Origin of the sequence: Microlunatus spumicola, assembly GCF_039536445.1 — a bacterium.
GTDB classification, from domain to species: domain Bacteria; phylum Actinomycetota; class Actinomycetes; order Propionibacteriales; family Propionibacteriaceae; genus Microlunatus; species Microlunatus spumicola.
Window position 1 is genome coordinate 183,984 of the sequence record NZ_BAAAYR010000005.1, and the last position, 26,610, is coordinate 210,593.

Below are 26,610 nucleotides of genomic sequence, written 5' to 3' on the forward strand. Positions count from 1 at the left end.
ACGCGCCGGCCCGAGCCACGGCGAGATGATCTTCGGGGTCCACGCGCCCAATCTAGTGGCGCACCACTGACGCCCTCCTGGCCGCGTCGTAACCTGGGTGCCCGCGCCGACATCAGGCGCGGACCGAGCCGGACCGGGAGGAGCCCCAGCGTGATCGCACCGCTGGGCTACGCCGTGGCCGCGCTCGCGCTGGTCTCGATGTGCTGGGGTCTGCTGACCGCCGTGCTGGACAAGCCGCCGGGCAAGGCGCAGCTCCTCTACGCCGCGGGCCTCGAGCTCGTCGTGCTGGTGCAGTCCGTGATCGCGTTCGTGAGGCTCGCCGGCGGGTTCCGGCCGGTCGAGCTCGCCACCACGATCGGCTACCTGGTCGGCATCCTTGTGCTGCTCCCCGTGGCCTGGTTCTGGGCGAACGCCGAGCGCACCCGCTTCTCCGGCGTGGTCCTGGCCGTCGCCGCGGCGGCCGTGGCGGCGATGACGTTCCGGCTGGTCGTGCTGTGGGTGCCTGCGTGAGCACCCCGATTCCCCCTCGTGATCCCGACGGCGCTCCGCCGAGGACGAGCTCCGGGCCGGGCCGGGCGCTCGTCGCCGTCTACGGGCTCTTCGCGCTCGCCGCGACCGCGCGCGGGGTGACGCAGCTCGTCACGCAGTACGCCGAGGCCCCGCTGGCCTACGTCCTGTCGCTCGTCGCCGGGATCGTCTACATCGTCGCGACGGTGACCCTGGCCCGCGGCACCGCGACCTCGCGCCGGGTCGCCCTGGTCGCCGTGAGCGTGGAGCTCGTCGGCGTCCTCACGGTCGGCACGCTGAGCGTGCTCGACCCGGCCGCGTTCCCGCGGGCGACCGTGTGGTCGCTCTACGGGAGCGGCTACGGGTTCGTGCCGCTCGTGCTGCCGGTCCTCGGCCTGCTCTGGCTGCGCCGCACCCGACCCGGCGCTAGGCCGAGAGCTGCTGGTCGAACCGCGCGAAGCTGAACGCGCTCACGTCGTACGGGTCCACCGCCGCGGGACGGGCGCGGCCCGACCCCAGGACGAGGCGCGCGAGCTCCTGGCCGGCCCGCTCGATCCGGGCGTCGAGCTCCCCGGGCGAGGCCCAGTCCTCGGTCGCCGCGAACACGCCGGTCGACGTGGTCGTCGCCCGCAGGTAGGCGAACAGCGGGCGCAGGGCGTGCTCCAGCACCAGCGAGTGGCGGGCGCTGCCGCCGGTGGCGCCGAGCAGGACCGGCACCCCGTCGAGCGAACCCATCGGCAGGGCGTCGACGAACATCTTGAACAGCCCGCTGTACGAGGCGTTGAAGACGGGCGACACGGCGACGACGGCGTCGGCCGCGGCCACCCGGTCGAGCGTCTCGCCGAGCCGCTTGCTCGGGAAGCCGGTCACGAGCTGGTTCGCCAGGTCGACGGCGTGCTCGCGCAGCTCCACGACCTCGACCTCCACCTGCTCGCTCTCGGCCCGCAGCGCACGGGAGGCGGCGGCGGCGAGGCGGTCCGCCAGCAGCCGGCTCGAGGAGGGCGAGCCGAGGCCCGCGCTCAGGACCACGATCCGGCGGGTCATGCCGCACGCCCCGTCGAGGTCAGCCCGGACACCAGCTCAGCCGCGGCGTCCTGGTCATCGGCCTGCTGCGCGGCGAGCACGAGCGAGGCGTGCGTGGGCGCGTCCGGGACGTGGGCCGGGCGCAGCGCGTCCAGCTCGCGGCGCAGGACCGGGACGACCTGCTCGCCCAGGATGTCGAGCTGCTCCAGAACCGTCTTGAGCGGCAGGCCGGAGTGGTCGGCGAGGAAGAGCTGGCGCTGGTAGTCGCCGAAGTGCTCACGGAAGGTCAGCGTCTTCTCGATGACCTGCTGCGGGCTGCCGACGCTCAGCGGCGTCTCCCGCATGTAGGTCTCGAGCGCGGGCCCGTGGCCGTAGACCGGGGCGTTGTCGAAGTAGGGCCGGAACTCCCGGACCGCGTCCTGGCTGTTCGCCCGGATGAACGCCTGGCCGCCGAGACCGACGATCGCCTGGTCCCGGGTGCCGTGGCCGTGGTGCTCGTAGCGGTCGCGGTAGAAGCCGATCAGGCGCTGGAAGTGGTCGGTCGGCCAGAAGATGTGGTTCGCGAAGAAGCCGTCGCCGTAGTAGGCGGCCTGCTCGGCGATCTCGGGGCTCCGGATCGAGCCGTGCCACACGAACGGGGGCACGCCGTCGAGCGGGCGCGGGGTCGAGGTGAAGCCCTGCAGCGGCGTACGGAACTGGCCGGACCAGTCGACGACGTCCTCGGTCCAGAGGCGGCGCAGGAGGGCGTAGTTCTCGACGGCCAGCGCGATGCCGTCCCGGACGTCCTTGCCGAACCAGGGGTAGACCGGGCCGGTGTTGCCGCGGCCCATCATCAGGTCGACCCGGCCGTCGGCCAGGTGCTGCAGCATCGCGTAGTCCTCGGCGATCTTGACCGGGTCGTTGGTCGTGATCAGCGTCGTGGAGGTCGACAGCAGCAGCCGGGACGTCTGCGCGGCGACGTAGCCGAGCATCGTCGTCGGCGAGGACGGCACGAACGGCCGGTTGTGGTGCTCGCCGGTCGCGAAGACGTCGAGCCCGACCTCCTCCGCCTTCTTCGCGATGGTGACCATCGCCTTGATCCGCTCGGCCTCGGACGGCGTACGCCCCGTCGTGGGGTCCGTGGTGACGTCGCCGACGGTGAAGATCCCGAACTGCATGCCCCGCTCCTAGTTGAACGCTCAACTTCTTGTTCGTCCAAACCGTGCGGGTGCGTCGGCTATTCCGGGAGCCGACCGGGCGGAGGGGCGGCTCAGGCCGGCTCGTCCTCCTGCAGGGTGTAGCGCCCGCCGAGGACGCACCCGAGGACGAACGCCGCCGCGGGGACCAGGGCCAGGACCGTGCTCACGCCCGCGCCGCCGCCGGTGACGAGGGTGAAGTTCGAGAGCACGAGCCAGGTGCAGACCAGGAGCCCGAGGACGGCCACGACGGGCGCGACCCGGGTCGGCAGCACCCGCCCGCGGGCGGCGTCGGGGCGCCGGGAGAAGTAGACGAAGACCGCGACCGAGGTGACGATCATGAGCAGGACCATGCCGACCGTGCTCACGCCGGCCATGGAGCCGAAGACGCCGACGAGCGGGTCCAGGCCGACCAGGACGAGGGCGAGCAGCACGACCACCGCGCTCACCGTCTGCACGACCGAGGCGAAGGACGGGGCGTGGTGGCGGGGGTTCGTGCTGCCGAGCCGGGCGGGCAGCACGTGCTTGTTGGCCAGCGAGAACAGGTAGCGCGCCAGCACGTTGTGGAAGCTCAGGACGCAGGCGAAGAGGCTGGTGATCAGCAGGACGTTCATGACGTCGCGCAGCCCGGCGCCGAGGTAGGCGTCCGCGGTGTCGAGCATCATGTTGCCCTCGCCGTCGAGCGTCCGCTGCGCGACGTCGACCGCGCCCCCCGCGCCCGCGGCGGTGACCAGCGCCCAGCAGGACAGCGCGTAGAAGACGCCGATGATCACCACGGCGAGGTAGGTCGCGCGGGGGATGGTCCGCTCGGGGGTGCGCGCCTCGTCCCGGAACACCGCGGTGGCCTCGAAGCCGATGAACCCCGTCAGCGCGAACAGCACCGCGACGCCGAGGCCCGGCTGGAGGACGTTCGACGGCGAGAAGGAGGACCAGACCGGGCCCTCCGCGCCGCCGGTGGCGAAGATCGCCACGTCCAGCACGACCATGATCGTGATCTCGCCGACCAGCGCGACGCCGAGCACGCGGGCGCTCAGCTCGATGTGGCGGTAGCCGAGCACCGCGACCACCGCGAGGGTCACGAACGAGTAGATCCACCAGGGGATCTCCGGCCCGCCGAAGTAGGTCACGAGGTCGTTCGCGGCCCAGCCCATGTAGCCGTAGATGCCGACCTGGATCGCGGTGTACGCGACGAGCGCCACGAAGGCGGCGCCGAGGCCGGCCCGGGAGCCCAGGCCGGTGGCGACGTAGGAGAAGAAGGCGCCGGCCTCGCGCACGTGCGGCGTCATGGTCACGAAGCCGATCGCGAACACCAGCAGCACGGTGGCGGCGATGAGGAAGCCGACCGGGGCGCCGATCCCGTTGCCGCCGCCGACGGCGAGGGGGACGTTCCCGCCGATGACGGTCAGCGGGGCCGCGGCCGCGATGACCATGAAGACGATCGCGCCGACGCCGAGCTGGCCGGTGAGGCGGCGTACGGGACCGGTGCTCGCGTCGGCGTCGGTGGTGGCCTGGGTCATGGGGTTCCTCGCGGTGCTCGTGGGGCGGGGAGAAGCAGGGTCAGGAGGGGCGACGGGCCTGGTAGAGCTCGGGGCGCAGGTCGGCCAGGTAGGGGTTGTCGCGCTGCGCCCGCTCGACGACGTCGGTGTCGACCGTGGCGACGACGAGGCCGGTGGGCGTGCTGGGGGCGAGGGCGTCGAGCACCACGCCGGAGGGGGCGGCGATCGAGCTGCGCCCGACGTAGCGGAGGTCGCCCTCCTCGCCGCTGCGGTTCACGTACGCGACGTAGACCTGGTTCTCCCACGCACGCACCGGGATCAGCGTCTCGGCCACGAAGGCGAACGGCTCCATCTGGGCCGTGGGGACCACGACCACGTGCGCGCCCGCCAGGGCCGCGGCGCGCACGGTCTCGGGGAACTCGACGTCGTAGCAGATCAGCAGGGCCAGCCGGACGCCACGGTAGGTCACGGGGGCCGGGAGGCCGGTGCCTGCGACGAAGAGCGTCTGGTCGAGCGCGGAGAACAGGTGGGTCTTGCGGTAGCGGGCGAGCTCGGCGCCGGTCTCGTCGACCAGCAGCGCGGTGTTAGCGACCGTGCCGTCCTCGAGCCGTTCCGGGAGCCCGGCCACGATCGCGACGCCCGCCTCGGCGGCCACCTTCGCGACCTCGGGGACGAGCGGACGTCTGGCGAGCTCGGCCACGCGGTCACCGATGTTGTAGCCGGTGACGAACATCTCCGGGGTCACGAGCAGGTCGGCGCCCCGGGCCCTCGCCTCGCGGGCGGCCTCGGCGACGACGGCCAGGTTGGCGTCCACGTCGCCCGGGTGCCCGGGGTGCTGCAGGCCGGCGATCGTCAGTCTCATCCCAGGCCCCCCGTGTCGCGTCGGTCCCGTCCGTACCGCGGCACGACCCTAGACCCTGCCGCTTCCGCCACACTGACCCCGTGAAGTACAACGAGGGCGCGAACCTGGACCCGTCACAGGTCGGCGGCCGCCCCGGCGGCGGCGGCGGCAAGATCGCGATCGGTGGCGGCGCCGGCGTGGTGGTGCTGATCCTGGCCCTGCTGCTCGGCGTCAACCCGGGCGACCTGCTCGGTTCCGACGCGCAGCCGGGGCAGCAGCCCGGGTCGGGCGGGGCGTCGTCGTCGCCCTTCGCCCAGTGCACCCGGGGCAGCGACATCGGCCAGGACCGGAACTGCCGCTTCGTCGCCTACACGAACTCGATCCAGGACTACTGGGGCGACGCGGTGCAGGACTACCAGGTGATCAAGGTGACGACGTTCACCGGGCAGATCTCCACCGCCTGCGGCACGGCGACGTCGGAGGTCGGCCCCTTCTACTGCTCCGGCGACACGGCGGTCTACCTCGACCTCGGCTTCTTCGACGAGCTGACGACCAAGCTCGGCGCCAAGGGCGGCGACGCGGCAGAGGCGTACGTGCTCGCGCACGAGTTCGGCCACCACGTGCAGGACCTCGAGGGCACGCTGCAGCGGGTCCAGGGCGGCAGCGGTGGGACCGGGCCGACCTCGTCGGGCGTCCGGCTCGAGCTGCAGGCCGACTGCTACGCCGGCGTCTGGTTCAACCACGCGACGAACGACCCGCAGTCCCCGATCAGCGAGGTCACCCAGGCCGACCTGGACGACGCGCTCGACGCTGCCGCGGCCGTCGGCGACGACCGGATCCAGAAGAAGATGCAGGGCCAGGTGAACCCCGAGTCTTGGACGCACGGTTCCGCGGCGAACCGTCAGAAGTGGCTCACCACCGGCTTCACCAGCGGCGACCCGAACGCCTGCGACACGTTCGCCAGCGGCGCCGTCAGCTGATCGGCCCGTCCGTCAGCGCTCGGCGCGCGCCTTCTCGCGTCGCTGGAACGCGAGGCCGACGCCGAAGATGATCAGGCCCAGCACCGGGAGGACGACCGAGACCCGGCTCGGCCACGCGTACGAGTAGCCGGCGGCGAGCACGGCCCCGCCGATCCAGGCGCCGACGGCGTTGGCGACGTTGAGCGTGGAGTGCATCAGGGCGGCGGCGAGGGACTGGCCCCCGGCGGCGACGTCCATCAGGCGGGTCTGGAGCGCCGGCATCATGTAGCTGCCGGAGGCGCCGAGCAGGAAGACGGCGGCGAAGGCGCCGACCGGGGTGGTGGCCAGAAACCCGAACACCGCGAGCACGACGCCGATGGCGACGAGGCCGCTGATCAGGGTCGGGACCAGAGCGCGGTCCGCGAGGCGACCGCCGAGCAGCGTCCCGACGGTCGACCCGACGCCGAACGCGGCGAGGATCCAGACGACGCCGCCCTCGCTCAGCCCGGCCAGCGTCATGACGGTCGGCGCGATGTAGGAGTACGTCGCGAACATGCCGCCGAAGCTGACCATGCCGGTGACCAGGGCGAACCAGACCTGCGGGCGGGCCAGCGCGCTCAGCTCGGTGCGGACGCTCGCCACGCCGCTGCCCACGCGGACCGGCGGCACCCAGGTGCTGACGGCGACCAGGCAGGCCAGCGCGAGGACCGCGACGGCGAGGTAGAGCGCGGGCCAGCCGAGGTGCTGACCGGCCCAGGTGGCGACGGGGACGCCGACGATGTTCGAGATGGTCAGGCCGAGCATGACGCGGGCGACGGCCGAGGCGCGGCGGTTCGGCGCGACCAGGGCGGCGGCCACGACCGAGGCGACGCCGAAGTACGCGCCGTGCGGGAGCCCGGAGACGAACCGCGCGACGAGCAGGAAGCCGAACGAGCTCGCGAAGGCCGAGGCGGCGTTGCCGAGCAGGAACACGAGCATGAGGACCAGCAGCAGCTGCCGGCGCGGGACCCGCGCGGCGACGGCGGCGATCAGCGGGGCGCCGACGACGACGCCCAGCGCGTACGCGGAGATCAGGTGCCCGGCCGTCGGGATGCTCACGCCGACGCCGGCGGCGATCTGGGGCAGCAGGCCCATCGAGGCGAACTCGGTGGTGCCGATCGCGAACCCGCCGACGGCCAGGGCGAAGAGCGCCCAGCTCGGCCGGGTGGGCCGGTCGCCACCGAGGGGCTCGAAGCGCGTGGCGCTCGTGGTCGTCGACGGCTCGGGGGGCGCAGCGGCAGTCATCAACGTCTTCCTGGGGGTGTGCACGGGCGTCGGGGGGTCGCCGGTGACGTCGGCGCCAACCTCGCTCACCACGTGCTTGTTCCGGCTGTGCGCCACCTCACAGCAGGCGCGAACGAGAACGGGGAGGATCGCGCACCTCGATGGCGCGCGATCCTCCCCGTTCTTGTTGGCCTCAGGCCTCAGGCGTGCCCGACCTGCGGTCCGTCGACCTCCTGGACGTCCTGGCTGGGCTCGACGGCGTCCTCGCGGTCCGCGTCGCTGATCTCGAGGCCGGCGACGGGGTTGCCCGACGCCGTGCCCTCGGTGCCGTGCGTCGGCATCTCGCCCGCGCGCGGGGCGTCGCGCGGCGGGGCCCCGCCGTCGCTGGCGCGGGCGATGCGCTGGGTGGCCTCGGCGGCGTACGCGCGCGACTCCCGGTTGTTGCGGACGTCGACGTCCTGCTGCTGCGGGGTCTCGGGCTCTTCAGGGCTCATGGGACGAACGTAGGGCACGTCTCCCAATCGCCCGCCCCGCGTGCGGGCCGCGCCGCGGTCAGACGGGGCGTTCCTCGACGCGCCCGTGGTCGACGTGCAGGCGGCGCGTCACGTGCACGGCCTCGAGCAGCCGCCGGTCGTGGCTGACCAGGACGAGCGTGCCCGCGTACGAGGCGAGCGCGCTCTCGAGCTGCTCGATCGCGGGCAGGTCGAGGTGGTTGGTGGGCTCGTCGAGGACGAGGAGGTTCGTGCCGCGGGCCTGGAGCAGCGCGAGCGCGGCGCGGGTGCGCTCGCCGGGGGAGAGCGAGGCGGCGGGGCGGTTCACGTGGTCGGCCCGCAGCCCGAACTTGGCCAGCAGCGTCCGCACGTCCGCGGGCGACCAGTCGGGCAGGGCGCGTTCGACGACGTCGGTGAGCAGGTCCGGCCCGTCGACGAGGTCGCGGGCCTGGTCGATCTCGCCGACCTGCACCGAGGCGCCGAGCGACGCCGAACCCTCGTCCGGCGCCGTACGGCCGAGCAGCAGCCCGATCAGCGTGGTCTTGCCGGCACCGTTCGGGCCGACGACGGCGACGCGGTCCCCGTACGCCAGCGACAGGTCGACCGGGCCGAGGGTGAAGCCGCCGCGACGCACCACGGCGCGGTTCGCGGTGCTGACCACGGAACCCGACCGCGGGGCCGCGGCGATCTCCATCTGCAGCTGCCACTCCTTGCGCGGCTCCTCGACCTCGTCGAGGCGCTCGATCAGCCGCTCGGTCGCGCGGACCTTGGACGCCTGCTTCTCCGTCCGGTTGATGCGGAAGTCGCGCTGCGCCTTGTCCCCGTCCTTCGGGTTCTTCTTCTCCTTGGTCACGCCCTGCACGGCCCAGGCGCGCTGCGACCGCATCCGCGTCGTCAGGTCGGCCTTGGTCTCGGAGTACTCGTCGTACGCCTCCCGCGCGTGCCGGCGCCGGACCTCGCGCTCGGCCAGGTAGGCCTCGTAGCGGCCGCCGAACACCTCGACGCGCTGCTGGGCGAGGTCGAGCTCGACGACCGTCGTCACGCACCGCCGGAGGAACTCACGGTCGTGGCTGACGACGACCGCGCCGACGCGGAGGTCCTGCACGAACTTCTCGAGCCGGTCGAGGCCGTCGAGGTCGAGGTCGTTCGTCGGCTCGTCGAGCAGCAGGACGTCGAAGCGGGAGAGCAGCAGCGCCAGCAGCCCGACACGGGCCGCCTCGCCGCCGGAGAGGCTGGTCATCAGCGCGCCCGGCCCTACGGTGAGGCCGAGGTCCGCGCTCTGCGCGGCCATCCGCTCGTCGAGGTCCGCGCCGCCGAGGGCCAGCCAGCGGTCGAACGCCGCCGCGTACCAGTCGTCGGCCCCGGCCTCCTCGCGCGTCAGCGCCTCGGTGGCGGCGTCGAGGTCGACCTGGGCGGGTTCGACGCCCGTGCGCCGGGCGACGTACGCGGTGACGGTCTCGCCCTCGCGGCGCTCCGGCTCCTGCGGCAGCAGGCCGACGGACGCGCCCGGCGGGCTGAGCGTGACGGTCCCGGCCTCGGGCCGGCCCTGCCCGGCGAGCAGCCCGAGCAGCGTGGACTTGCCGGCGCCGTTCGCGCCGACGAGCCCGATGACGTCGCCGGGTGCGACGGTGAGGTCGAGCCCGGAGAACAGCACGCGCGCCCCGTGCCCGGCGCTGAGGTCACGGGCGACGAGGGTGGCGGACACGATCGCCTAATTTACGTTCGTCGGGCTCGCAGCGCGACCGGGTTACGCGCAGAACGCCCCCTGAGCCCGTCGAAGGGCCCCGGAGGGGTCGGCGTTCTCCTGGCGAGAGGAGAACGCCGACCTCTTCGAGGCCCTTCGACAAGCTCAGGGGCGTTGACGCAGGTGCAGGCAAGGCACCACTGGCCCCAGGACTTTCACGTTAACGTGAAAGTCCGGTACTCACCACGGCAGATCTGCCGGGCAAGGTACTGGTCTTTCACGTTTACGTGAAAGACCAGCGGGCTCGAGCGTTGCGCCTAGGCAATCAGTTGCAGGTCACGCCGGTGGCGTGGACGGGGCAGTAGCCGAACGGGTTCTTGTCGAGGTACTGCTGGTGGTAGTCCTCGGCGTAGAAGAACTCCGGGGCCGGCTTGAGCTCGGTGGTGATCCGGCCGTAGCCCGAGCGGGTGAACTGCACCTGGTACTCGTCGCGGACGCGCTCGGCGGTCGCCTGCTGCTCGGGCGTGGTGGTGTAGATCGCCGAGCGGTACTGCGTGCCCACGTCGTTGCCCTGGCGCATGCCCTGGGTCGGGTCGTGGTTCTCGAAGAAGATCTTCAGCAGGTCCTCGAAGGACGTCTTCTTCGGGTCGTAGCTGACCTTGACGATCTCCGTGTGACCGGTGCGGGCGCTGCAGACCTCCTCGTACGAGGGGTTCGGCGTGTAGCCGCCCTGGTAGCCGGCGGCGGTGTTGGTGACGCCGGGGGCGTTCCAGTAGAGCTTCTCCGCGCCCCAGAAGCAGCCGAGGGCGAGGTAGACGACCTCGGAGCCCTCCGGGACCTGCTGGACGGGGATGCCGAAGATCTCGTGATAGGTCGGGTCGGCCAGGACCGAGCGGCCGCGGCCGCGAAGGGCCTGCTCCGGCTCGACGAGGGTCGACTTCATCTTCGAGAAGAACATGGTTCGAGTCTGCCTTCCTGCGCGGACCTGGATGGCCCGGCGAGTGCTCAACCGTCGCACTCGACGGGATGTTCCGCAGCACGCTCCGTCACCGCCGCCGACGAGCGCGCCGGTCTCTGGACGACCGAGGGAGCACGACAGCGTTCTTCCGTCGTGCGAGCGAGGGAGGAAGAGATCGGGTCGGAGCGCTCGGAGCGCCGTAGCGAAGCGGAGGCAGAATGGCGGCGTGACTGAGGAACTGGGCTTCTCCACCCGCGCCATCCACGCCGGACCGGAGGCGGACCCGGCCTACAACGCCGTGACGCCCCCGATCTACGCGACCTCCACCTACAAGCAGGACGGCGTCGGCGGGACCCGGGGCGGCTACGAGTACTCCCGGTCGGGCAACCCCACCCGTACGGTGCTCGAGGAGTGCCTCGCCTCGCTCGAGGGCGGGCGGCACGGCCTCGCGTTCGCCAGCGGGCTGGCCGCCGAGGACGCGGTGCTCCGCGCGCTCACCGGGCCCGACGGCCACGCGGTCGTCCCGCACGACGCGTACGGCGGCACCTACCGGATCTTCGCGCGGGTCTACGACGCCTGGGGCCTGCGCTGCACCCCGGTGGACCTCACCGACCTCGCGGCGGTCGAGGCGGCGATCCTGCCGGAGCAGACGACCATCGTCTGGGTCGAGACGCCGACGAACCCGATGCTCAACGTGGTCGACATCGCTGCGGTCGCCGAGCTGGCGCACGCCGCCGGGGCGCTGCTCGTCGTCGACAACACCTTCGCGTCGCCCTACCTGCAGCAGCCGCTCGCCCTGGGAGCCGACATCGTCGTGCACTCGACCACCAAGTACGTCGGCGGCCACTCCGACGTCGTCGGCGGGGCTCTCGTCGTGAACGACGACGCGCTCGCCGAGCGGCTCCGGTTCCACCAAAACGCGATGGGCGCCATCGCGGGCCCGTTCGATGCGTGGCTGACGCTGCGCGGCGTGCGCACCCTGAGCGTGCGGATGGAGCGGCACTGCGACAACGCCGAGCAGGTGGCGGCGTTCCTGGCCGGGCACCCGGCCGTCGCCGAGGTGATCTACCCCGGGCTCGAGTCCCACCCGGGCCACGACCTCGCCGCGCGCCAGATGCGCCGCTTCGGCGGGATGATCAGCTTCCGCGTGAAGGGCGGCGAGGAGAAGGCGCTCGACGTCTGCGGCAAGACGAAGATCATCATCCTGGGCGAGTCCCTCGGCGGCGTCGAGTCGCTCATCGAGCACCCGGGCCGCATGACCCACGCCTCCGTCGCCGGCACGCCGCTCGAGGTCCCCGCCGACCTCGTCCGCCTCAGCGTCGGCATCGAGGACGTCGCCGACCTGATCGCCGACCTGGAGCAGGCGCTCGCCTGACCCGAGCAGCGAACGCCCCCTGAGCCTGTCGAAGGGCCGAACGCCCCCTGAGCCTGTCCGGCCCAACGCCCCCTGAGCCCGTCGAAGGGCCTCGAAGAGGTTGGCTCCTCCTCGTCCCAGCAGAGGTGCCGACCCGTTCCGGGCCCTTCGACAGGCTCAGGGGGCGTCGTGCGGTCAACGGCAGGGATGCCGACCCGTTCCGGGCCCTTCGACAGGCACGGGGCGTCGTGCGGTTCACGTCAGAGATGCCGACCCGTCCAGGCCCTTCAACAGGGCTCGACGGGCGTCAGCCCTTCGACAGGCTCAGGGGGCGTTGGCGGGCGGAGGCAGCTGCCAGTCGACGGGCTCGGCCCCCTGGGCGACGAGGAGCTCGTTCACCCGGCTGAAGGGGCGCGAGCCGAAGAACCCGTTACGCGCGGAGAGCGGCGAGGGGTGGGCGCTCTCGACGACGGGGACGTCGCCGAGGAGCGGGGCGAGCTTGCGGGCGTCGCCGCCCCAGAGGACCGCGACGAGCGGGCCGCCGCGGGCGACGAGCGCCTCGATCGCCTGCTGGGTGACCTGCTCCCAGCCCCGACGGCGGTGCGAACCCGAGCGGCCCGGCTCCACGGTGAGGACGCGGTTCAGCAGCAGCACGCCCTGCTCGAACCACGCCGTCAGGTCGCCGTGCGCGGCCGGAGGGACGCCGAGGTCGGCCTCGAGCTCGCCGTAGACGTTCCGCAGGGAGCGGGGGACCGGGCGTACGTCCGGGGCGACCGAGAACGCCAGCCCCACGGGGTGGCCGGCGGTGGGGTAGGGGTCCTGGCCGACGACGAGGACCCGGACGTCGGCGAGGGGACGGCTGAACGCCCGCAGCACCCGGGCCCGTTCCGGCAGGTACGCGCGCCCGGCGGCCTCCTCCGCGTCGCAGAAGGCCTCGGCCTGCGCCAGGGCCGCCTCGGCCGGGCGCAGCGCCTCGACCCAATCGGGGCTGAGCCCCTCAGTCCACGCGCGTCGGCTCACCGCTGCCCTCCGGGTCACTCGGCACACGGGCCGGGACGTCCCGCTCCGAGCGCGGGTCCTCGCGCGGCATGCGGACCGAGGCCGCGGTGCCCACGAGCAGCAGCGCCGCGCCGACGGCGAAGGCGATCGGGTAGCCGACCTGGTCGGCGAGGAAGCCGGCGGCCAGCGGACCGAGGATCGCGCCCACGTCCGAGGACATCGAGAAGATCGCGACCGGGGTGCCGCCGCGGGCACCGGCCGCGTCGCCGACGGAGGCGGCGGGCGCCGTGCCGAGGAAGGCCGCCGACACCCCGTAGACGCAGAGGACGGCGATGAGCACGCCGATGTTCGGGGCGAACGCGACCGCGAAGATCGACGCGCCGCCCAGCAGGGTGCCGAGGATCATGGCCGGCCGCCGGCCGACCGTGTCGACGAACCGGCCGGCGGGCCCGACCGCGACGGTCTGGACGACCGCGGCGCAGGTGAAGGCGATGCCGGTCCAGGACGTGCTGCGGTCCAGGACCTCGACGACGAGCACGGGCACGAGCGCGGAGCGGACGCCGAAGGACGACCAGCCCTGGCCGAGGTTCACCAGGCAGGCCGCCTGGAACCGCCGGTCCCGGAGCACGTCGCGCAGCGGCCGTACGGCGAGGTCGGGGGCGTCGTCGGGACGCTCGGAGCGGGTCCGGAGCAGGAGCAGCCCGACCGTGCCGGCGACGGCCAGCGTGGCGGCGTAGAAGAAGAAGGGCGCGGTGATGCTGATCGCCGCGAGCAGGCCCCCGATCGCCGGCCCGGCCATCCCGCCGATGAGGAAGCCGGCCTGGAAGAACCCGGTCGCCCGGCCCCGGACGCCCGGCCCGACGCTGGTCAGCAGCAGGGTGGTCGCGGAGACCGTGAACATGGCCGAGCCGATGCCGCCGAGCCCGCGCAGCACGAGCAGCTGCTCGTAGCTGGTGGAGATCCCGGCCAGGCCGCTGCTCAGCGCGACGACGTAGATCCCGACGGCGAGGACGAGCCGTTCGCCGAAGATCCCGATCAGGCGCCCGCAGAAGGGGCTGCAGGCCAGCCGCATCAGGGCGAAGGCGGAGACGACGGCCCCGACCTCGAAGTTGCCGACCCCGAAGCTCCGGGCGAAGACGGGCAGCACCGGCACCAGGACGCCGAAGCCGACCGCGACGCAGAAGGCGATCAGCCCGAGGACGTACACCTCGCGCGGGAGCCGCTCACCACCGGTACGCGGCCGCCGGAGGAAGGCGGGACGGGCGGGTGGCACCGGCACAGTGTGCCCCGAAGTCACAGGCGGACGCCGTCGGACCACTAACGTTGAGGGGTCCGGCACCTCGTCGGGCGCGAGGAGAGCAGCAGCGTGACCCTTTCCGACCAGATCCGCCGCATCGCCGGGCGGTCCGGACGACGTCCCGGCACGACCGCGGCGGCCGTGCAGGCCGGCCCCGCGCCGCGCACCCCGGCGGCCCTGACGGCGACCGCCGAGGACCGCCTCGAGCCGGACGCCCTCACCGTCGCCGCCTCGCCGAACCTGCCGAGCGTCGCGGGCACCTCCGAGGTCCCCGAGATCAACGTGCACGTCGAGGACCTGAACTCGCGCTACAACGAGGCGGTCCCCGACGGCCTGCACGTCGCCGCGGCCTGGGGCTGGCGGGTCATCGTCGTGGCGATGCTGATCGCGCTCGTCGCGTACGTGCTGGCCTTCCTGTCCGAGGTCACGATCCCGCTGCTCATCGCCGTGCTGCTGACCGCCCTGCTGCTGCCGGTGACCAAGCGGCTCCACGCCTGGGGCGTGAACCGCGGTCTGGCGACGGCGATCACCGTGCTCGGCGGCCTCGCGGTCATCGCCGGCGTGCTCTACCTGATCGTCAGCTCGATCGTCTCCCAGGCCTCGACCCTCGGCGCGAACGTCACCACCGGCTTCAACCAGCTCGCCGGCTGGCTGCAGAACGGGCCGCTGCACGTCAGCGCCACCTACTTCAACGCCGACGAGTGGGTCACGCGGATCACCGACTGGGTCCGGACCAGCCAGGACACGATCACGACGTACGCGGGCGAGATCACCTCGTCGGTCGGGCACTTCCTCGCGGGCTTCGCGCTTGCCCTGTTCGCGCTGTCCTACTTCCTGCACAACGGTCCCGAGATCTTCTCGTTCGTCATGCGCTTCATCCCGCGCAAGTCGCGCCGCCGCGTCGACAGCGCCGCGCAGAACGGCTGGCACTCGCTGTCGTCCTACGTCCGCGCGACGATCCTCGTCGCGCTGGCCGACGGCGTCGGCGTGCTGATCGCCGCGCTGATCATCGGCGTGCCGGCCGCGCCGGCCCTCGCCACGCTGGTGTTCATCGGCGCGTTCGTCCCCATCGTCGGGGGCTTCGTCTCGGGCTTCGTCGCCGTCGTCGTGGCGCTGGTCGCGCTGGGCTGGGTCAAGGCCCTGATCATGCTCGCCGCGATCATCGCGGTCGTGGAGATCGAGGGGCACATCCTGCAGCCCTTCCTCATGGGCCGTGCGGTCAAGCTCCACCCGCTCGCCGTGCTGCTCGCCATCGCGGTCGGCATCATTCTCGGCGGCATCGTCGGGGCGCTGTTCGCGGTGCCGATGCTGGCCTTCGCCAAGACGTTCGTGCAGCACCTCTCCGACGAGCTCCCGAACCCCTCGAGCGCGAACGTCGTCCGCTAGGAGCGGCCCCTTCGACAGGGTGCCGCTCGAGACGTCCCCTGAGCCTGTCGAAGGGCCCGGAACGGGTTGACGTCTGTGGTCCGGGGACGAGGGCCGACCTCTTCGAGGCCCTTCGACAAGCTCAGGGGGCGTGGGCGGGACCGCTCGGTGGGACGTTCCCTGAGCCTGTCGAAGGGCCCGGAACGGGTCGCCGGCCGTGGCCCGGGTACAAGCGCCGACCTCTTCGAGGCCCTTCGACAGGCTCAGGGGGCGTGGGGAGCAACGGCTCGACGGAGGCCGACGCGCAGACGCGAGAAGGGCGGGCCCGGCGTGAGCCGGACCCGCCCTTCTGCGCGGTCAGTGGAGGGTGGGCCTCAGAGGGCCGAACCCTTCTTGTACTCGTTCCAGGAGGCGTTCCAGTCGGAGTAGCCGTTGCCCGGCTCGATGCCCTTGCTCGAGCCCGTGGTCACGACCGGGTCGCCGATCAGGGTGTTCTCGATCAGGTAGCGCGAGTTGGCGACGCTCATGCCGACGCAGCCGTGGCTGACGTTGGCCCGTCCCTGGCTGCCCACGCTCCAGGGGGCCGAGTGCAGGAACTCGCCGGAGTTGGTGAGCCGCATCGCGTACGCCGCGGTGAGCTCGTAGTCCTCCTCGGCGCCGATCTGCTCGTTGGTCATGACCTTGTTGTACTCCTTGGCCATGATCAGCTTGGTGCCGCTGCGCGTCGTCCAGCCGGGCTTGCCGCCCGTCACCGGGATGCTGCGGACCTTCTTGTCGTTCTTGTAGACCGTGGCGTAGTCGGACTTGAGGTTGACCTTGATCAGGAACTTGCGGCCGACGGTGAAGTCGGTCTTCGACGACTTCTGGCCGTAGTTGCCGTTGCCCGCGCTCACGCCGTTGATGTCCGCGTCGACGACGACCTTGGTGCCCGGCTTCCAGTAGGACTTCGGGCGCCAGTGGACCTCCTGGCTGCCGTACCAGTGCCAGCTGCCGGTCTGCTTCGGCGTCGTGGTGACGTGCAGGTTCTTCTCGATCGACTTCTTGTCGGTGACCGGGACGTCGAACCGCACGATGGCCGGCATGCCGACGCCGACCTTGCTGCCGTCGAGGGGGTAGATCTCCGGGAAGACCTGCTTGCTCAGCGCCAGCGACTGCGTCTTGAAGCTCGTCTTCTCCGACGTGCTCTGGCCGGCCGCGTTCTTGCCGGTCATCGTCAGGGTGTAGCTGCCCGCCGGCTCCAGCCGGTCGCCGGCCGTCCAGGAGGTCTTCGCCTTGTTCATCGAGCCCTTGAGGGAGCCCTTCTGGGCCTTCCCCTTGGTGTCGGTGTACTTGTACGCGAGCTCGACCTTGGACAGCTTGCCGAGGCTCGCCTTCGCGGTGACGAGGGTGGAGACCTTGACGCCGTCCTCGCCGTCGTCGACGTTGGCGCTCAGCTTGACCGCGGGGGTCGTCGGCGTCGGGGCCGGGGTGGGGGAGGAGGACGAGGACTGGGAGGCGCCGGCCGGGGCCGGGCTCTGGCCGGTCGAGCCCTGCGCGTCGGGGACGGTGCCGCAGCCGGCGCTCACGGCCAGCAGCAGGACGGCGGAGACCAGGCCACCAGCGGCCAGGTGTCGTCGGGTCGGCATCGGGGTGTCGTCTCCTCAGGTGCTTCCGGCTGGGCTCGCTGGTGCCACGCAGGCTCAGCTCTACGGTCGGAGGGTGGCCGCGGGAGGCACGGATCGCCGTGCTCCGCTAAGGTGCCCCACCCCACCCGCACCTCCAATGTGCCACCCGGACGGGCCGATTCCTAATCGTTCGCGAGCCCGAGACGAGACCGTTGTGGACTCGTACGGAGGCCGTGCGAAAGGTGTCGGCCGGGTCTCGTGCCTCCGGCCCCGAGCGGGGACGGGGTGCACGGGACCCGGGCGACGTGCGGTTCAGTGCCCCGCGGCCACGAGCTCCTCGTGGGCCTCGGCCGACGCCGGGGCGGCCGGCTCGCGCCCGCCCAGCGGCTTCTCCCGCATGAGGAGGGCCAGCACCAGGCCGACGGCGAGGAACGGCACCGCGACAAGGAAGAGGTCGTCCATCGCCTGGGTGAAGGCGGTCAGCACCCACGTGTGGACCGGCTCCGGGAGCGACTGGATCGCCGTCACGTCGTTGACCGAGCCGGCGGCCGCGCCGGCCTGCGCACCGGCGCCCGGCGGGATCACCGCGGCGAGGTGGTGCGCCAGGCGGGTGTTGAGGATCGCCCCGAAGAGCGCCGTGCCGAGCGCGCCGCCCATCGACCGGAAGAAGGTCACCGACGCGGTGGCGACGCCCATGTGGCGCCGGTCCACGTTGTTCTGCACGGCGGTGACGACGACCTGCATGGTGAGGCCGAGGCCGGCGCCGAAGACGAACATCAGCACGGCGACGTACGCGTAGCTCGTCTCGACCGCGATCCGCGAGAGCCCGACGAAGGCCACCCCGACGACGATCGAACCGGTGATCGGCATCCACTTGTAGCGGCCGGTGCGGCTCATGATCTGGCCACCGCTGATCGAGGTGGAGAAGATCCCGACCACCAGCGGGAGCATGGCCAGGCCCGACTCCGTGGCGCTCATGCCCTTGACGGCCTGCAGGTAGATCGGCAGGTAGATCAGCCCACCGAACATCGCGACGCCCATGATCATGGCGAAGCTGATGTTGGAGACGAAGGTCCACGAGCGGAACAGCTCGAGCGGGATGATCGGCTCGCTCGCGCGGCTCTCGACGAGCACGAAGAGCGCGGCCAGCACGACGACGGCGACGAGCAGCCCGAGGCCGGTCAGGGAGGTCCAGCCCAGGTCGGGACCGGCCCAGCTGAGGTAGAGCACGAGGCTCGTCACCGAGCCGACGATGGTCGCGGCGCCGAGGTAGTCGACCGACGCCTGGCGCGGCACGTGGTGCAGCTTGAGCGCGAACGACGTGACGACGAGGGCGGCGGCCCCGATCGGGAGGTTGATGAAGAAGATCCACTCCCAGCCCAGGTGGTCGGTGAAGAGGCCGCCGAGCAGGGGGCCGGCCACCGAGGAGATGCCGAAGACCGCGCCGAACAGGCCCTGGTACTTCCCGCGCTCACGCGGCGGGATGACGTCGCCGATGACCGCGAGGGCGAGCGACATCAGGCCGCCGCCACCGAGGCCCTGGACCGCGCGGCCGATGATCATCACGTCGATGCCGGGCAGGCCGAGCGCGCTGGACAGCGGCGAGGCGAAGCCGCAGACGACCGAGCCGACGAGGAACACCACGATCGCGGCCTGGAAGACCGGGCGCCGCCCGCGGAGGTCGGAGATCTTGCCCCACAGCGGGGTGGCCGCGGTCGAGGTGAGCAGGTAGGCGGTGACGACCCACGACAGCTTGTCGAGCCCGCCGAGCTCGGAGGTGATCTTGGGCAGCGCGACGCCGACGATGCTCTGGTCGAGCGCCGCCAGGAACATGCCGGCCATCAGCCCGCCGATGACCACGAGGATCTGGCGGTGGCTCAGGTAGTCGCCGCTGGGCGTGGGGCCGGACGGCGGCTCGGTGCTGACGCCGGGGACCCCGCCGGCCTCGGCCGCGGTCTCCTCCAGCGCCCGGGTCCCGGCGTGGGTCCCGCTCCGGCCGACGTCCGCCGGTTCGGCGAGGGCGCGGCGTGGTTCATACGTGCTCATGGCGTTCTCTGTCTGCTGGTGGGTCTGCTGGTGAGGGTGGTCGGGAGCCGTCGGGCGCGTCAGCGCGTCCGGGACTCGACGCCGGCGACGAGCCGGCCGAGGAGGCGTTCGAGGAGGGCGAGGTCGGCGGGGTCCCAGCCCTCGAGGCTGTCGGTCAGGACCTCGCGACGCCGGGCGGTGGAGGCCTCGAGCTGCGTACGCCCCTCCGCGGTGAGGGCGATCCGCTGGGCGCGGCCGTCGTCGGGGTCCGGGCCGCGCTCGACCAGCCCGGCCTGCTCGAGCTGGGTCACGTGGCGCGAGACGGTGGAGGTGTCGAGCTGGGTGCTCGCCGCGAGCGCGGTGATGCGCATCGAGGAGGCGAGCAGGTTCTTGAGCACCCAGTAGGTGGCCGGCTCCAGCTGGTCCCCCGGGAGGCGCTGGCGCATCACGCGGCCGATGGTCATCGCCGTGTGCAGCACCGAGTCGACGACCTGGGTGGCCGCGTCGGTGGGCGCCGCGGCGTCGTGCGGCATCGCTTGCATGGCACAAGCATACAGGTACTTGTGCGATGCAACCGATAGTTCGGCAGGCTGAGGGCCCGACGCCACCCCGACGTGTCCCTGGTTCTGGTGCCGACCCTTTCGCTTCTGGTAAGTCGCGCTTTACATTTTGAGCATGAGCCCTGACCCGCTGATGTCCGCGATCCTCGGTGACCTGGCTGCGGGGCGCATCGACGCCTCCGAGGCCGCCCGCCGGATCGACGCCCTGAAGGCGGCTCCCGCGGAGGACCGCTCGGAGCCCGTCACCGTCACGCCCGAGGCGGCCGCGCCCGTCGTCGAGCCCCGGGACGACGCCGCGACCGACCCGTGGGCGGCCGCGACCGACCGCCCGCAGCACGCCACGTTCGCGCGGGAGACCGTCCGGTCGGAACCCGCCGAGCCCACGGCCCCGACCGGCTCGACCGAGGCCGAGACGACCGGGACCGGAACGCCGGGGACGACGCCCACCGAGCCGCGCGGCAAGGCCGCGAACGGGGTGGAGCGCATCTCCGTCCGCGCCGTCGGCCGCCGCGTGCGGATCGTGGGGGAGACCTCGGTCGCCACCCTCTCCGCCGACGGCCCGCACGTCCTCCGCCGCAACGGCACCACGCTCGAGGTGTCGAGCGACGGCGAGATCGGTCCCAGCCTCGACGGGTTCAGCATCCTGCGCGGCGTCCCCCGCAGCCTCGAGGACATCCGGGCGCTCGGCCTGGGCAAGGAGCTGCTGCTCCGCGTCAATCCGGCGCTGGAGGTCGACGTGGAGGTGACCGCCGGCCAGCTGAGCACCGAGCGGGTGCCGCACCTCGGCAAGGTCCGCGTGACCGCCGGAGGCGCCAAGCTGCTCGACGTCACCGCCGTCAACGACGTCCTGGTCCAGGCCGGCTCGGCCACGATCAAGGGCACGATCACGAGCGGGCGGCACCGCGTACGCGTCGAGTCGGGTTCGCTGTCCATCTCCCTCGGCGACGACTCCAACGTCACCGTCAAGAGCGACGCGCAGCTCGGCCGGGTCAGCTGGGCCGGCGGCCACAGCGGGGCGGGCGACGAGGTCGTGATGGGCCACGGGAACGCGCGGCTCGACGTCGAGGTCGTGATGGGCCACGCCCAGGTGCGCGTCGGTTCCGACGCGGCCGCCTCGTCCTCGACGAGCGGCTCGTGAGCGGGGTGGGCGAGCGCGCCCGTCCGACCGACCCGCACCGCCACCGCGCGCCGAGCGCCTGCCCGGTCTGCGGCGACCAGCTGGCCGTCACCCGGCTGGGCTGCGGGACCTGCGGCACGGAGCTCGCGGGGATCTTCGCACCGTGCGACTACTGCGCGCTGGACGACAGGGAGAGCGAGATGCTCCGCGTCTTCCTGGCCTCGCGGGGCAACCTGCGCGAGGTCGAGAAGCACCTCGGCGTCTCCTACCCGACGGCGCGGGCGCGGTTCAACGACCTGCTCCGCAAGCTCGGCCTGGCCGGCGTGGACGAGGCCCCGGCGGCGCTGACCCGCGAGCAGGTCCTCTCCGAGGTCGCCTCCGGCGCCCTCAGCCCCGACGCCGCGGCCGAGCTCCTCGCGAACCTCTAGAGGTCCGGACGTGAGCGAGGGGCCTGCAGACGCGCTGCAGGCCCCTCGGGTGGTCGATCAGCCGGTGTAGGGCTCGACCTTGACGACGGTGACGTTGATCGTGCGGCCGTTGGGCGCCTCGTACGAGGCCTTGTCGCCCTTGGACTTGCCGAGGATGGCGGCGCCGAGGGGGGACTGCGGGCTGTAGACGTTGGTGTCGAGGTCGTCGGCGCCGAGCACCTCGCGCGAGCCGAGCAGGAACGTGTCGGTGTCGCTCTCGTCGCCGTCGAAGGCGATCGTCACGCGGGTGCCGGGCGCGACCTCGTCGGCGGTCGCGGCGGCCTCGCCGACCTCGGCGCGGCGCAGCATGTCCGTCAGCTGCCGGATCCGCGCCTCCTGCTTGCCCTGCTCCTCCCGGGCGGCGTGGTAGCCGCCGTTCTCGCGGAGGTCGCCCTCGTCGCGTGCGGCGGCGATCTTGGCGGTGACGTCGGCGCGGCCGGGGCCGGAGAGCTGCTCGAGCTCGCTCTGCAGCTTGTCGTACGCGTCCTGCGTCAGCCAGATGGTCTGTGTGGCCTCGGACATCTGGTCACGATAGCAACGAGGACGTCCGGTCTCTAGATCGTTCGCGTCCGCTCAGCCGGTGCTGCAGCTGCGGACGGTCACCGAGGTGGCCCGGCGGAGGGTCGTCAGGGTGACGGGGACGTCGACCACCTTGTAGGCGCTGGCCGCGACGGGCACGCTGCTCTCGGCCACGGGCTGGAAGTCGGTCGACTGGGCCAGCAGCCGGCAGGTCGCCGGCTGCGACGGGTCGTCGCGCTGGACCGTCATCGTGACCTTGATCGAGGTGTCCGAGACGACGTCGAAGCCCGCCACGTCCCCGCTGACCGCCGGGGTCGCGTGCAGCAGGGCCGCCCAGACCAGCCAGGTCATCGCGACCGCGGTCGCGGCGACGACGAGGACGACCTTGGTCCGCCGCCGGACCAGGGGCGGCGGGTAGCGCCGGGCCAGGCGTTCGGCGACCGAGGCGGCGTCCACGGTGCTGGGCTCGGTCATGCGCCCATCATCCCCTCCCGCCCGAAGCGGTCGGGGCGTGAGACGGGCACGACGTGCGTGGGACGATGGCCGGCGTGAACGAGGCCCCCCTGCGCGTCGACGACCGAGGCGAGCGGCTCCGGCTGCTGCACGTCCATGCGCACCCCGACGACGAGTCCAGCAAGGGCGCGGCGACGACCGCCCGCTACGTGGCCGAGGGTGTCGAGGTCATGGTCGCCACCTGCACGGGCGGCGAGCGCGGCTCGATCCTCAACCCGAACATGGACCGGCCCGACGTCCTCGCGAACATCGCCGAGATCCGCCGCCAGGAGATGGACGCCGCCCGCCGCATCCTCGGCATCGAGCAGGTCTGGCTCGGGTTCGTCGACTCCGGGCTGCCCGAGGGCGACCCGCTCCCGCCGCTGCCGGAGGGCAGCTTCGCCACCCTCGACGTGGACGAGGCGTCGATCCCGCTCGTGGAGGTGGTCCGCCGGTTCCGGCCGCACGTGATCACGACGTACGACGAGCGCGGCGGCTACCCGCACCCGGACCACGTCATGTGCCACAAGATCAGCGTGGCGGCGTACGACCACGCGGCCGACCCCGACTGGCACCCCGAGCTCGGCCCGGCGTGGCAGACGCCCAAGCTCTATTACTCCTTCGCCTTCCACCTCGACAAGACGAAGGCGCTCGACGAGGCGATGACCGCCCGCGGGCTGGAGTCCCCCTACGCGGAGCGGCTGCGCCGCTGGCCCCCGGACCCGGCCATGCAGGGCCGGGTCACCACGCGGGTGCCGTGCGGGGAGTACTTCGAGGTGCGCGACCGCGCCCTGATCGCCCACGCGACGCAGATCGACCCCGAGGGGACCTGGTTCCAGATCCCGATGGACCTGCAGCTCGAGGTGTGGCCCACGGAGGACTTCGAGCTGGCGCGCACCACCGTGCCGACGCACCTGCCGGAGGACGACCTGTTCACCGGGATCGCGGTCCCGGCGCCCGCGTAGGCTGAAGATGTAGCCGTGCCTGGAGGAGGTGCCCACGTGCTTGCCCTGCTCGACCTGGACCCGAACATCGTGAAGCCGGGATGGATCCCGCTGCTGATCACCATCGGGCTGGCCGCCGTGATGGTGCTGCTGTTCTTCAGCCTGCGCAAGCAGTTCCGTCGCATCGACACGAACTTCCCGACGCAGCCCGGGGCGGCCGAGCCCGAGGTCACGAAGGACCCCAGCACCCAGGTCTGACGCTCAGCCCGCGGCGGACCGGCGGTCGGGGACGACCGTCGTGACGCCGCCGTCCGGTGCGACGACGAGAGCGCTGTCCACGGGCCGGGTGCGCAGCCAGGCGGCGGCTCCTGCCCCCTGGGCGTACGCGGCCGTGGCGTCGATGTCCGCCCAGGTCAGCGACGGACCGATCACGGTGACCGACGCGACGCCGACCGGTGCCCGTCCGGTCCGTGCGTCCACGAGGTGCGCCCCGCGGTGCACGGTGCCCGAGGTCGCCACGGCCCCCGTCCGCACCGGGACCACCGCCACGAGGCGCGACGGGTCCCGCGGGTCCTCCACCCCGATCCGCCACGGCGCGGAGCCACGGTCGGCCCGGCACGTGACGTCGCCGCCGACCGAGAGGCAGTGGTCGGTCGCGTCGAGCCGGGCGAGGTGCCGGGCGGCGCGCTCGGCGGCCCAGCCCTTGACCACGCCGCTCGGGTCCAGCCGCCGGCGTCCGGCGGGGTCGCCGGGCACCGGCAGGGACGTGGAGAACCCCCCGTCGGACTCGGCCGAGGCCCGCTCGCCGAGCGCGAGGACCTCGGCCACGACGGCCGGGCACGCCGCGAGGTCGAGCTCGCCGCGGTCGAGCCGGCTGATCACCGAGTCGGCCCGGTAGGTGCTGAAGACGCGGTCGACCTCGGCGAGCTCGTCCATCACCGCCGCCCAGGCGGCCCGGCCCTCGTCGGTCGCCGCGTGCCGGCCCCGCAGGGCGAGGCTGACGGGCATCCCCATCACGTGCTCGACGTAGCGGTGGAGGGGCCGGCGTCCCGCGGCGGTCGTGCTCATGCTCAGATCCCGGCCTGGTCGAGCGCGGACTGCAGCGAGGTGACGTAGCCGTCGCTGGTCACCGTGGCGCCGCTGACCATGTCGATGTCGGCGCTCTGCGCGTCGAGGGTCTCCTGCACGAGCACCGGCAGCGCCCGGTCGTTGATCTCGACGTCGCGGCCGTTGCCGCTGGGGGAGACCGGAACCTCCACCTTGGTGACCTTGCCGTCGGCGACGGTGATCTCCACCTGCACCGGTCCCCAGCGGGTCGACGCCGCGTCGCCGGTGTACGTCTTCGTGCCCGACGAGGAGCCCGAGGAGCTCGACGACCCCGAGGACGAGGACCCGGAGGAGGAGGCCCCGGACGAGGCCGAGGGGGTGGACGACGGGTCCGGCGGGGCCGTCGCCGACGGGGTGCCCGACGGCGTGGCGGGCGCGCTGGAGGCGCTGCCGGCGGCGGTCGCGGGCGTGTTGGTCGAGGTGTGGTAGCCGAAGAGGAGCACCACGACCGTGACGGTCGAGGCGAGCCAGATCACGATGCGGCGCACGTGGTCACCATCCAAAGCTCTCGGTGTGGACGCGGTCGGCGGGGACGCCGGCCGCGGCGAGGAGTCGTTCGACCCCGGAGGTCCAGGCGGAGGGTCCGCACAGGAACACGTCGCGCTCGGCGACGTCGGGCACCCACCAGCGCAGGGCGGCGAGCTCGTCCGGGCCGGCGGCCGGCCCGAAGACGGACCCCGGGTGCGGTCGTGGCCCGGGGAGGACGACCGTCTGCAGGCCCCGCTCGCGGGCCAGGACGTCGAGCTCGGCCGCGAAGAGGGGCTCCGCGGTGCAGCGTTGCAGCAGCACGGCGTCACCCGGCGCGTACGCCAGCCCCTCGGCGAGCGCCCGGACCGGCGTGATGCCGACGCCGGCGCCGACCAGCAGCACCCGCGGCCGGGTGCGGGCCCGGCTGCTGAGGCGGCCGTACGGGCCCTCGAAGGTCACACGGGTCCCGGGGCGCAGGCGGGCGAGCCGGGCGCTGCCCTCGCCGAGCGCCTTGGCGGTGATCCGCAGGCTCCGCCCGTCGGGCGCGGCGGACAGGGAGAACGGGTTGGAGCGGGTCCAGCCCGGGCCGTCGAGGAACCGGACGTTCAGGAACTGCCCGGCCCGCAGGGGGAGCCGGTCCAGGCGGCGACCGGTCAGGAAGACGGAGACGACGTCCGAGGACTCGCGCACCACCGACGTGACCCGCAGGCCGTGCCGCAGGCTGCGCGCCAGGGGGAGCAGCAGGCGCCAGACGAGGACGGTGCCGGCCGCCGCGATCCACAGGCCCCACCAGTAGAGGGTGCGGCCGGTCGACTGCAGGAACTCCTGACCCGTCCACAGCTGGTGCGGCAGGGCCAGCCCGACGCCGAGGTAGGCGTAGAGGTGCAGCAGGTGCCACGACTCGTAGCGCAGCCGCCGGCGGGCCTTCTTCACGCTCGTGACGACGACCATCACGAGGCAGGCCGTGCCCGCCACGGAGAGGAGCACGCCCCCGTACGTCGTCACGAGGTCCCAGGTCGTGGCGGGGACCTGGAGCCACGAGGCGCCGGCGTAGCCGAGCACGATCGTGACGACGTGCACGCACATCAGGTCGAAGGACAGGAAGCCGACGACGCGGTGCACGCGGGCGAGCCGGTCGCGGCCGAAGGCGTGCTCGAGCGGCGGCAGCCGGGACATCAGCAGCACCTGGACGAGGAGCAGGTCGGCCGACCAGAGCCCGGTCAGCCGGCCGGCGGACATGAGCCCGGTGTCCCAGGCGACCAGGTCCGTGAACCCGCCGTCCGCGGCCCACCAGTAGGTGACGAGCAGCAGCCCGGCCCACAGCAGCAGCCCCGCGCCCGTCCGGACGGCCCGGTCGAGGGTGGCGTCCGCGTCGAGGCGGACCGGCGCCGGGGTCGAGGCGCTCTCGGTCCGTTGCAGCAGGGCGGTCACGACGAGGCCCCGGAGGGGGCGGCCTGCTCGTCGCCGGTCCGCGGCCCGCGGTTCCCGCCGTCGGCCCCCTCGCCGGACCCGTGCCGCCCCGCGTGCTCCTCGCCGGACGCCACTTGCGCGGGGGGAGCGTCGGTCGGCGACGCGGCCCGCTGGGCGTACGCCGCACTGCCCGTCACGGCGCCCGCGCCGAGCAGGGTGACGAGCACCGCGACCACGGGCCGGACGCGTCGGCGCCCCCGGGTCGGCGGGGCTCCCGCCGTGACCGGGGCGGGCTCGGCGGACCCCACCTCCGTAGCGGGCTCCCAACGTGAGCCGCTGGGTCCTGACCAGTCGTCCTGCACCGTGACCTGCCTCTTCTCGTCCTCGTCCGACGAGAAGAACTGCACCAGTCGTTTCTTAGACCCAGGTGAGTCCCACGCTCGCGGGCCCGGGCTCAGAGGGTGCTCTAAGAAACCTCTGAGCAA

The 26,610-nt window shown here is 72.8% G+C and carries 29 protein-coding genes; 10 read left to right on the top strand and 19 right to left on the bottom strand.

Features of this window, described 5'->3' with window-relative positions; genetic code table 11:
* Window positions 1-150: 150 nt before the first annotated feature.
* Entirely contained in the window at window positions 151-510 is a 360-nt protein-coding gene (locus ABD665_RS18745) for a hypothetical protein (protein WP_204911154.1), read from the top strand.
* Window positions 507-971 carry a hypothetical protein gene (locus ABD665_RS18750; RefSeq protein ID WP_344742725.1) on the top strand — a complete coding sequence of 155 codons (465 nt, stop codon included), beginning with the start codon at window positions 507-509 and terminating at the stop codon, window positions 969-971. The genes ABD665_RS18745 and ABD665_RS18750 overlap by 4 nt, the downstream gene beginning before the upstream one ends.
* On the opposite strand, the gene ABD665_RS18755 is transcribed toward ABD665_RS18750, so the two are convergent.
* The 4 genes from ABD665_RS18755 to ABD665_RS18770 all read right to left on the bottom strand — a co-directional run bounded on the left by ABD665_RS18755 (window position 934) and on the right by ABD665_RS18770 (window position 5,063).
* On the bottom strand, window positions 934-1,551 hold the full coding sequence (locus ABD665_RS18755; protein WP_204911155.1) for a CE1759 family FMN reductase: 618 nt from the start codon (window positions 1,549-1,551) through the stop codon (window positions 934-936). The genes ABD665_RS18750 and ABD665_RS18755 overlap by 38 nt on opposite strands.
* The gene (locus ABD665_RS18760; RefSeq protein WP_204911156.1) at window positions 1,548-2,687 is read right to left on the bottom strand and encodes a CE1758 family FMN-dependent luciferase-like monooxygenase; all 1,140 of its coding nucleotides are present in this window, start codon (window positions 2,685-2,687) and stop codon (window positions 1,548-1,550) included. The genes ABD665_RS18755 and ABD665_RS18760 overlap by 4 nt, the downstream gene beginning before the upstream one ends.
* Before the next feature lie 92 nt (window positions 2,688-2,779).
* Window positions 2,780-4,222 (bottom strand): APC family permease, encoded by a 1,443-nt coding sequence (locus tag ABD665_RS18765; protein ID WP_204911157.1) that lies wholly within the window; start codon window positions 4,220-4,222, stop codon window positions 2,780-2,782.
* Between the two features lie 40 nt (window positions 4,223-4,262).
* Window positions 4,263-5,063, bottom strand: a complete 801-nt coding sequence (locus ABD665_RS18770) for a nitrilase-related carbon-nitrogen hydrolase (RefSeq protein ID WP_204911158.1) — start codon at window positions 5,061-5,063, stop codon at window positions 4,263-4,265.
* Window positions 5,064-5,143: 80 nt separating this feature from the next.
* Here ABD665_RS18770 and ypfJ point away from each other — a divergent pair, with 80 nt between their 5' ends.
* Window positions 5,144-6,022, top strand: a complete 879-nt coding sequence (gene ypfJ, locus ABD665_RS18775; protein ID WP_204911159.1) for a KPN_02809 family neutral zinc metallopeptidase — start codon at window positions 5,144-5,146, stop codon at window positions 6,020-6,022.
* Between the two features lie 12 nt (window positions 6,023-6,034).
* Here ypfJ and ABD665_RS18780 read toward each other — a convergent pair whose 3' ends face one another.
* The 4 genes from ABD665_RS18780 to msrA form a co-directional block, all read right to left on the bottom strand.
* Window positions 6,035-7,285, bottom strand: a complete 1,251-nt coding sequence (locus ABD665_RS18780) for an MFS transporter (protein ID WP_204911160.1) — start codon at window positions 7,283-7,285, stop codon at window positions 6,035-6,037.
* A 179-nt stretch (window positions 7,286-7,464) separates the two neighbouring features.
* A complete protein-coding gene (locus ABD665_RS18785) occupies window positions 7,465-7,758 on the bottom strand; it encodes a hypothetical protein (RefSeq protein WP_204911161.1) in 294 nt (97 codons plus the stop codon).
* 58 nt (window positions 7,759-7,816) lie between these two features.
* On the bottom strand, window positions 7,817-9,460 hold the full coding sequence (locus ABD665_RS18790) for an ATP-binding cassette domain-containing protein (protein WP_204911162.1): 1,644 nt from the start codon (window positions 9,458-9,460) through the stop codon (window positions 7,817-7,819).
* Window positions 9,461-9,764: 304 nt separating this feature from the next.
* Window positions 9,765-10,397, bottom strand: coding sequence for a peptide-methionine (S)-S-oxide reductase MsrA (gene msrA, locus ABD665_RS18795; RefSeq protein WP_204911163.1), 633 nt, complete (start codon window positions 10,395-10,397; stop codon window positions 9,765-9,767).
* 226 nt (window positions 10,398-10,623) lie between these two features.
* Here msrA and ABD665_RS18800 point away from each other — a divergent pair, with 226 nt between their 5' ends.
* Window positions 10,624-11,772 carry a cystathionine gamma-synthase gene (locus ABD665_RS18800; RefSeq protein ID WP_204911164.1) on the top strand — a complete coding sequence of 383 codons (1,149 nt, stop codon included), beginning with the start codon at window positions 10,624-10,626 and terminating at the stop codon, window positions 11,770-11,772.
* Between the two features lie 303 nt (window positions 11,773-12,075).
* Here ABD665_RS18800 and ABD665_RS18805 read toward each other — a convergent pair whose 3' ends face one another.
* Window positions 12,076-12,771: a uracil-DNA glycosylase gene (locus tag ABD665_RS18805; RefSeq protein WP_204911165.1), complete on the bottom strand. Its 696-nt coding sequence runs from the start codon at window positions 12,769-12,771 to the stop codon at window positions 12,076-12,078.
* A complete protein-coding gene (locus ABD665_RS18810) occupies window positions 12,749-14,023 on the bottom strand; it encodes an MFS transporter (protein WP_204911166.1) in 1,275 nt (424 codons plus the stop codon). The genes ABD665_RS18805 and ABD665_RS18810 overlap by 23 nt, the downstream gene beginning before the upstream one ends.
* 93 nt (window positions 14,024-14,116) lie before the next feature.
* Between ABD665_RS18810 and ABD665_RS18815 the strand changes: the two genes are divergently transcribed.
* Window positions 14,117-15,433, top strand: a complete 1,317-nt coding sequence (locus tag ABD665_RS18815) for an AI-2E family transporter (RefSeq protein ID WP_204911167.1) — start codon at window positions 14,117-14,119, stop codon at window positions 15,431-15,433.
* Between the two features lie 353 nt (window positions 15,434-15,786).
* Here ABD665_RS18815 and ABD665_RS18820 read toward each other — a convergent pair whose 3' ends face one another.
* The 3 genes from ABD665_RS18820 to ABD665_RS18830 form a co-directional block, all read right to left on the bottom strand.
* Complete coding sequence (locus ABD665_RS18820) at window positions 15,787-17,037, bottom strand: Ig-like domain-containing protein (protein ID WP_204911168.1); 1,251 nt, start codon at window positions 17,035-17,037, stop codon at window positions 15,787-15,789.
* A 291-nt stretch (window positions 17,038-17,328) separates the two neighbouring features.
* On the bottom strand, window positions 17,329-19,062 hold the full coding sequence (locus tag ABD665_RS18825) for a DHA2 family efflux MFS transporter permease subunit (RefSeq protein ID WP_204911169.1): 1,734 nt from the start codon (window positions 19,060-19,062) through the stop codon (window positions 17,329-17,331).
* A 59-nt stretch (window positions 19,063-19,121) separates the two neighbouring features.
* Complete coding sequence (locus ABD665_RS18830; RefSeq protein ID WP_204911170.1) at window positions 19,122-19,583, bottom strand: MarR family transcriptional regulator; 462 nt, start codon at window positions 19,581-19,583, stop codon at window positions 19,122-19,124.
* 133 nt (window positions 19,584-19,716) lie between these two features.
* Between ABD665_RS18830 and ABD665_RS18835 the strand changes: the two genes are divergently transcribed.
* Window positions 19,717-20,739 (top strand): hypothetical protein, encoded by a 1,023-nt coding sequence (locus ABD665_RS18835; protein ID WP_344742731.1) that lies wholly within the window; start codon window positions 19,717-19,719, stop codon window positions 20,737-20,739.
* Complete coding sequence (locus tag ABD665_RS18840) at window positions 20,736-21,146, top strand: DUF2089 family protein (RefSeq protein WP_204911171.1); 411 nt, start codon at window positions 20,736-20,738, stop codon at window positions 21,144-21,146. Before ABD665_RS18835 ends, ABD665_RS18840 begins: the two co-directional genes overlap by 4 nt.
* Before the next feature lie 57 nt (window positions 21,147-21,203).
* On the opposite strand, the gene greA is transcribed toward ABD665_RS18840, so the two are convergent.
* Together greA and ABD665_RS18850 are read right to left on the bottom strand one after the other, a co-directional pair.
* Window positions 21,204-21,707 carry a transcription elongation factor GreA gene (greA, locus tag ABD665_RS18845; protein ID WP_204911172.1) on the bottom strand — a complete coding sequence of 168 codons (504 nt, stop codon included), beginning with the start codon at window positions 21,705-21,707 and terminating at the stop codon, window positions 21,204-21,206.
* Between the two features lie 51 nt (window positions 21,708-21,758).
* Window positions 21,759-22,178, bottom strand: a complete 420-nt coding sequence (locus ABD665_RS18850; protein ID WP_204911173.1) for a DUF4307 domain-containing protein — start codon at window positions 22,176-22,178, stop codon at window positions 21,759-21,761.
* 74 nt (window positions 22,179-22,252) lie between these two features.
* Between ABD665_RS18850 and mca the strand changes: the two genes are divergently transcribed.
* A complete protein-coding gene (mca, locus tag ABD665_RS18855) occupies window positions 22,253-23,161 on the top strand; it encodes a mycothiol conjugate amidase Mca (RefSeq protein WP_344742735.1) in 909 nt (302 codons plus the stop codon).
* Between the two features lie 36 nt (window positions 23,162-23,197).
* Window positions 23,198-23,398 (top strand): hypothetical protein, encoded by a 201-nt coding sequence (locus ABD665_RS18860; RefSeq protein ID WP_204911174.1) that lies wholly within the window; start codon window positions 23,198-23,200, stop codon window positions 23,396-23,398.
* A 3-nt stretch (window positions 23,399-23,401) separates the two neighbouring features.
* Here ABD665_RS18860 and ABD665_RS18865 read toward each other — a convergent pair whose 3' ends face one another.
* On the bottom strand, window positions 23,402-24,208 hold the full coding sequence (locus ABD665_RS18865) for an FAD:protein FMN transferase (protein WP_204911175.1): 807 nt from the start codon (window positions 24,206-24,208) through the stop codon (window positions 23,402-23,404).
* Window positions 24,209-24,210: 2 nt separating this feature from the next.
* Window positions 24,211-24,435 carry an FMN-binding protein gene (locus ABD665_RS18870; protein ID WP_344742738.1) on the bottom strand — a complete coding sequence of 75 codons (225 nt, stop codon included), beginning with the start codon at window positions 24,433-24,435 and terminating at the stop codon, window positions 24,211-24,213.
* On the opposite strand from ABD665_RS18870, the gene ABD665_RS18875 reads away from it, so the two are divergent.
* Window positions 24,425-24,676 carry a hypothetical protein gene (locus ABD665_RS18875; RefSeq protein WP_344742740.1) on the top strand — a complete coding sequence of 84 codons (252 nt, stop codon included), beginning with the start codon at window positions 24,425-24,427 and terminating at the stop codon, window positions 24,674-24,676. The two genes, ABD665_RS18870 and ABD665_RS18875, sit on opposite strands and share 11 nt — an antisense overlap.
* A 63-nt stretch (window positions 24,677-24,739) precedes the next feature.
* On the opposite strand, the gene ABD665_RS18880 is transcribed toward ABD665_RS18875, so the two are convergent.
* Window positions 24,740-26,146, bottom strand: coding sequence for a ferric reductase-like transmembrane domain-containing protein (locus ABD665_RS18880; RefSeq protein ID WP_204911177.1), 1,407 nt, complete (start codon window positions 26,144-26,146; stop codon window positions 24,740-24,742).
* A complete protein-coding gene (locus ABD665_RS18885; protein WP_344742742.1) occupies window positions 26,143-26,361 on the bottom strand; it encodes a hypothetical protein in 219 nt (72 codons plus the stop codon). The genes ABD665_RS18880 and ABD665_RS18885 overlap by 4 nt, the downstream gene beginning before the upstream one ends.
* Between the last annotated feature and the right edge of the window lie 249 nt (window positions 26,362-26,610).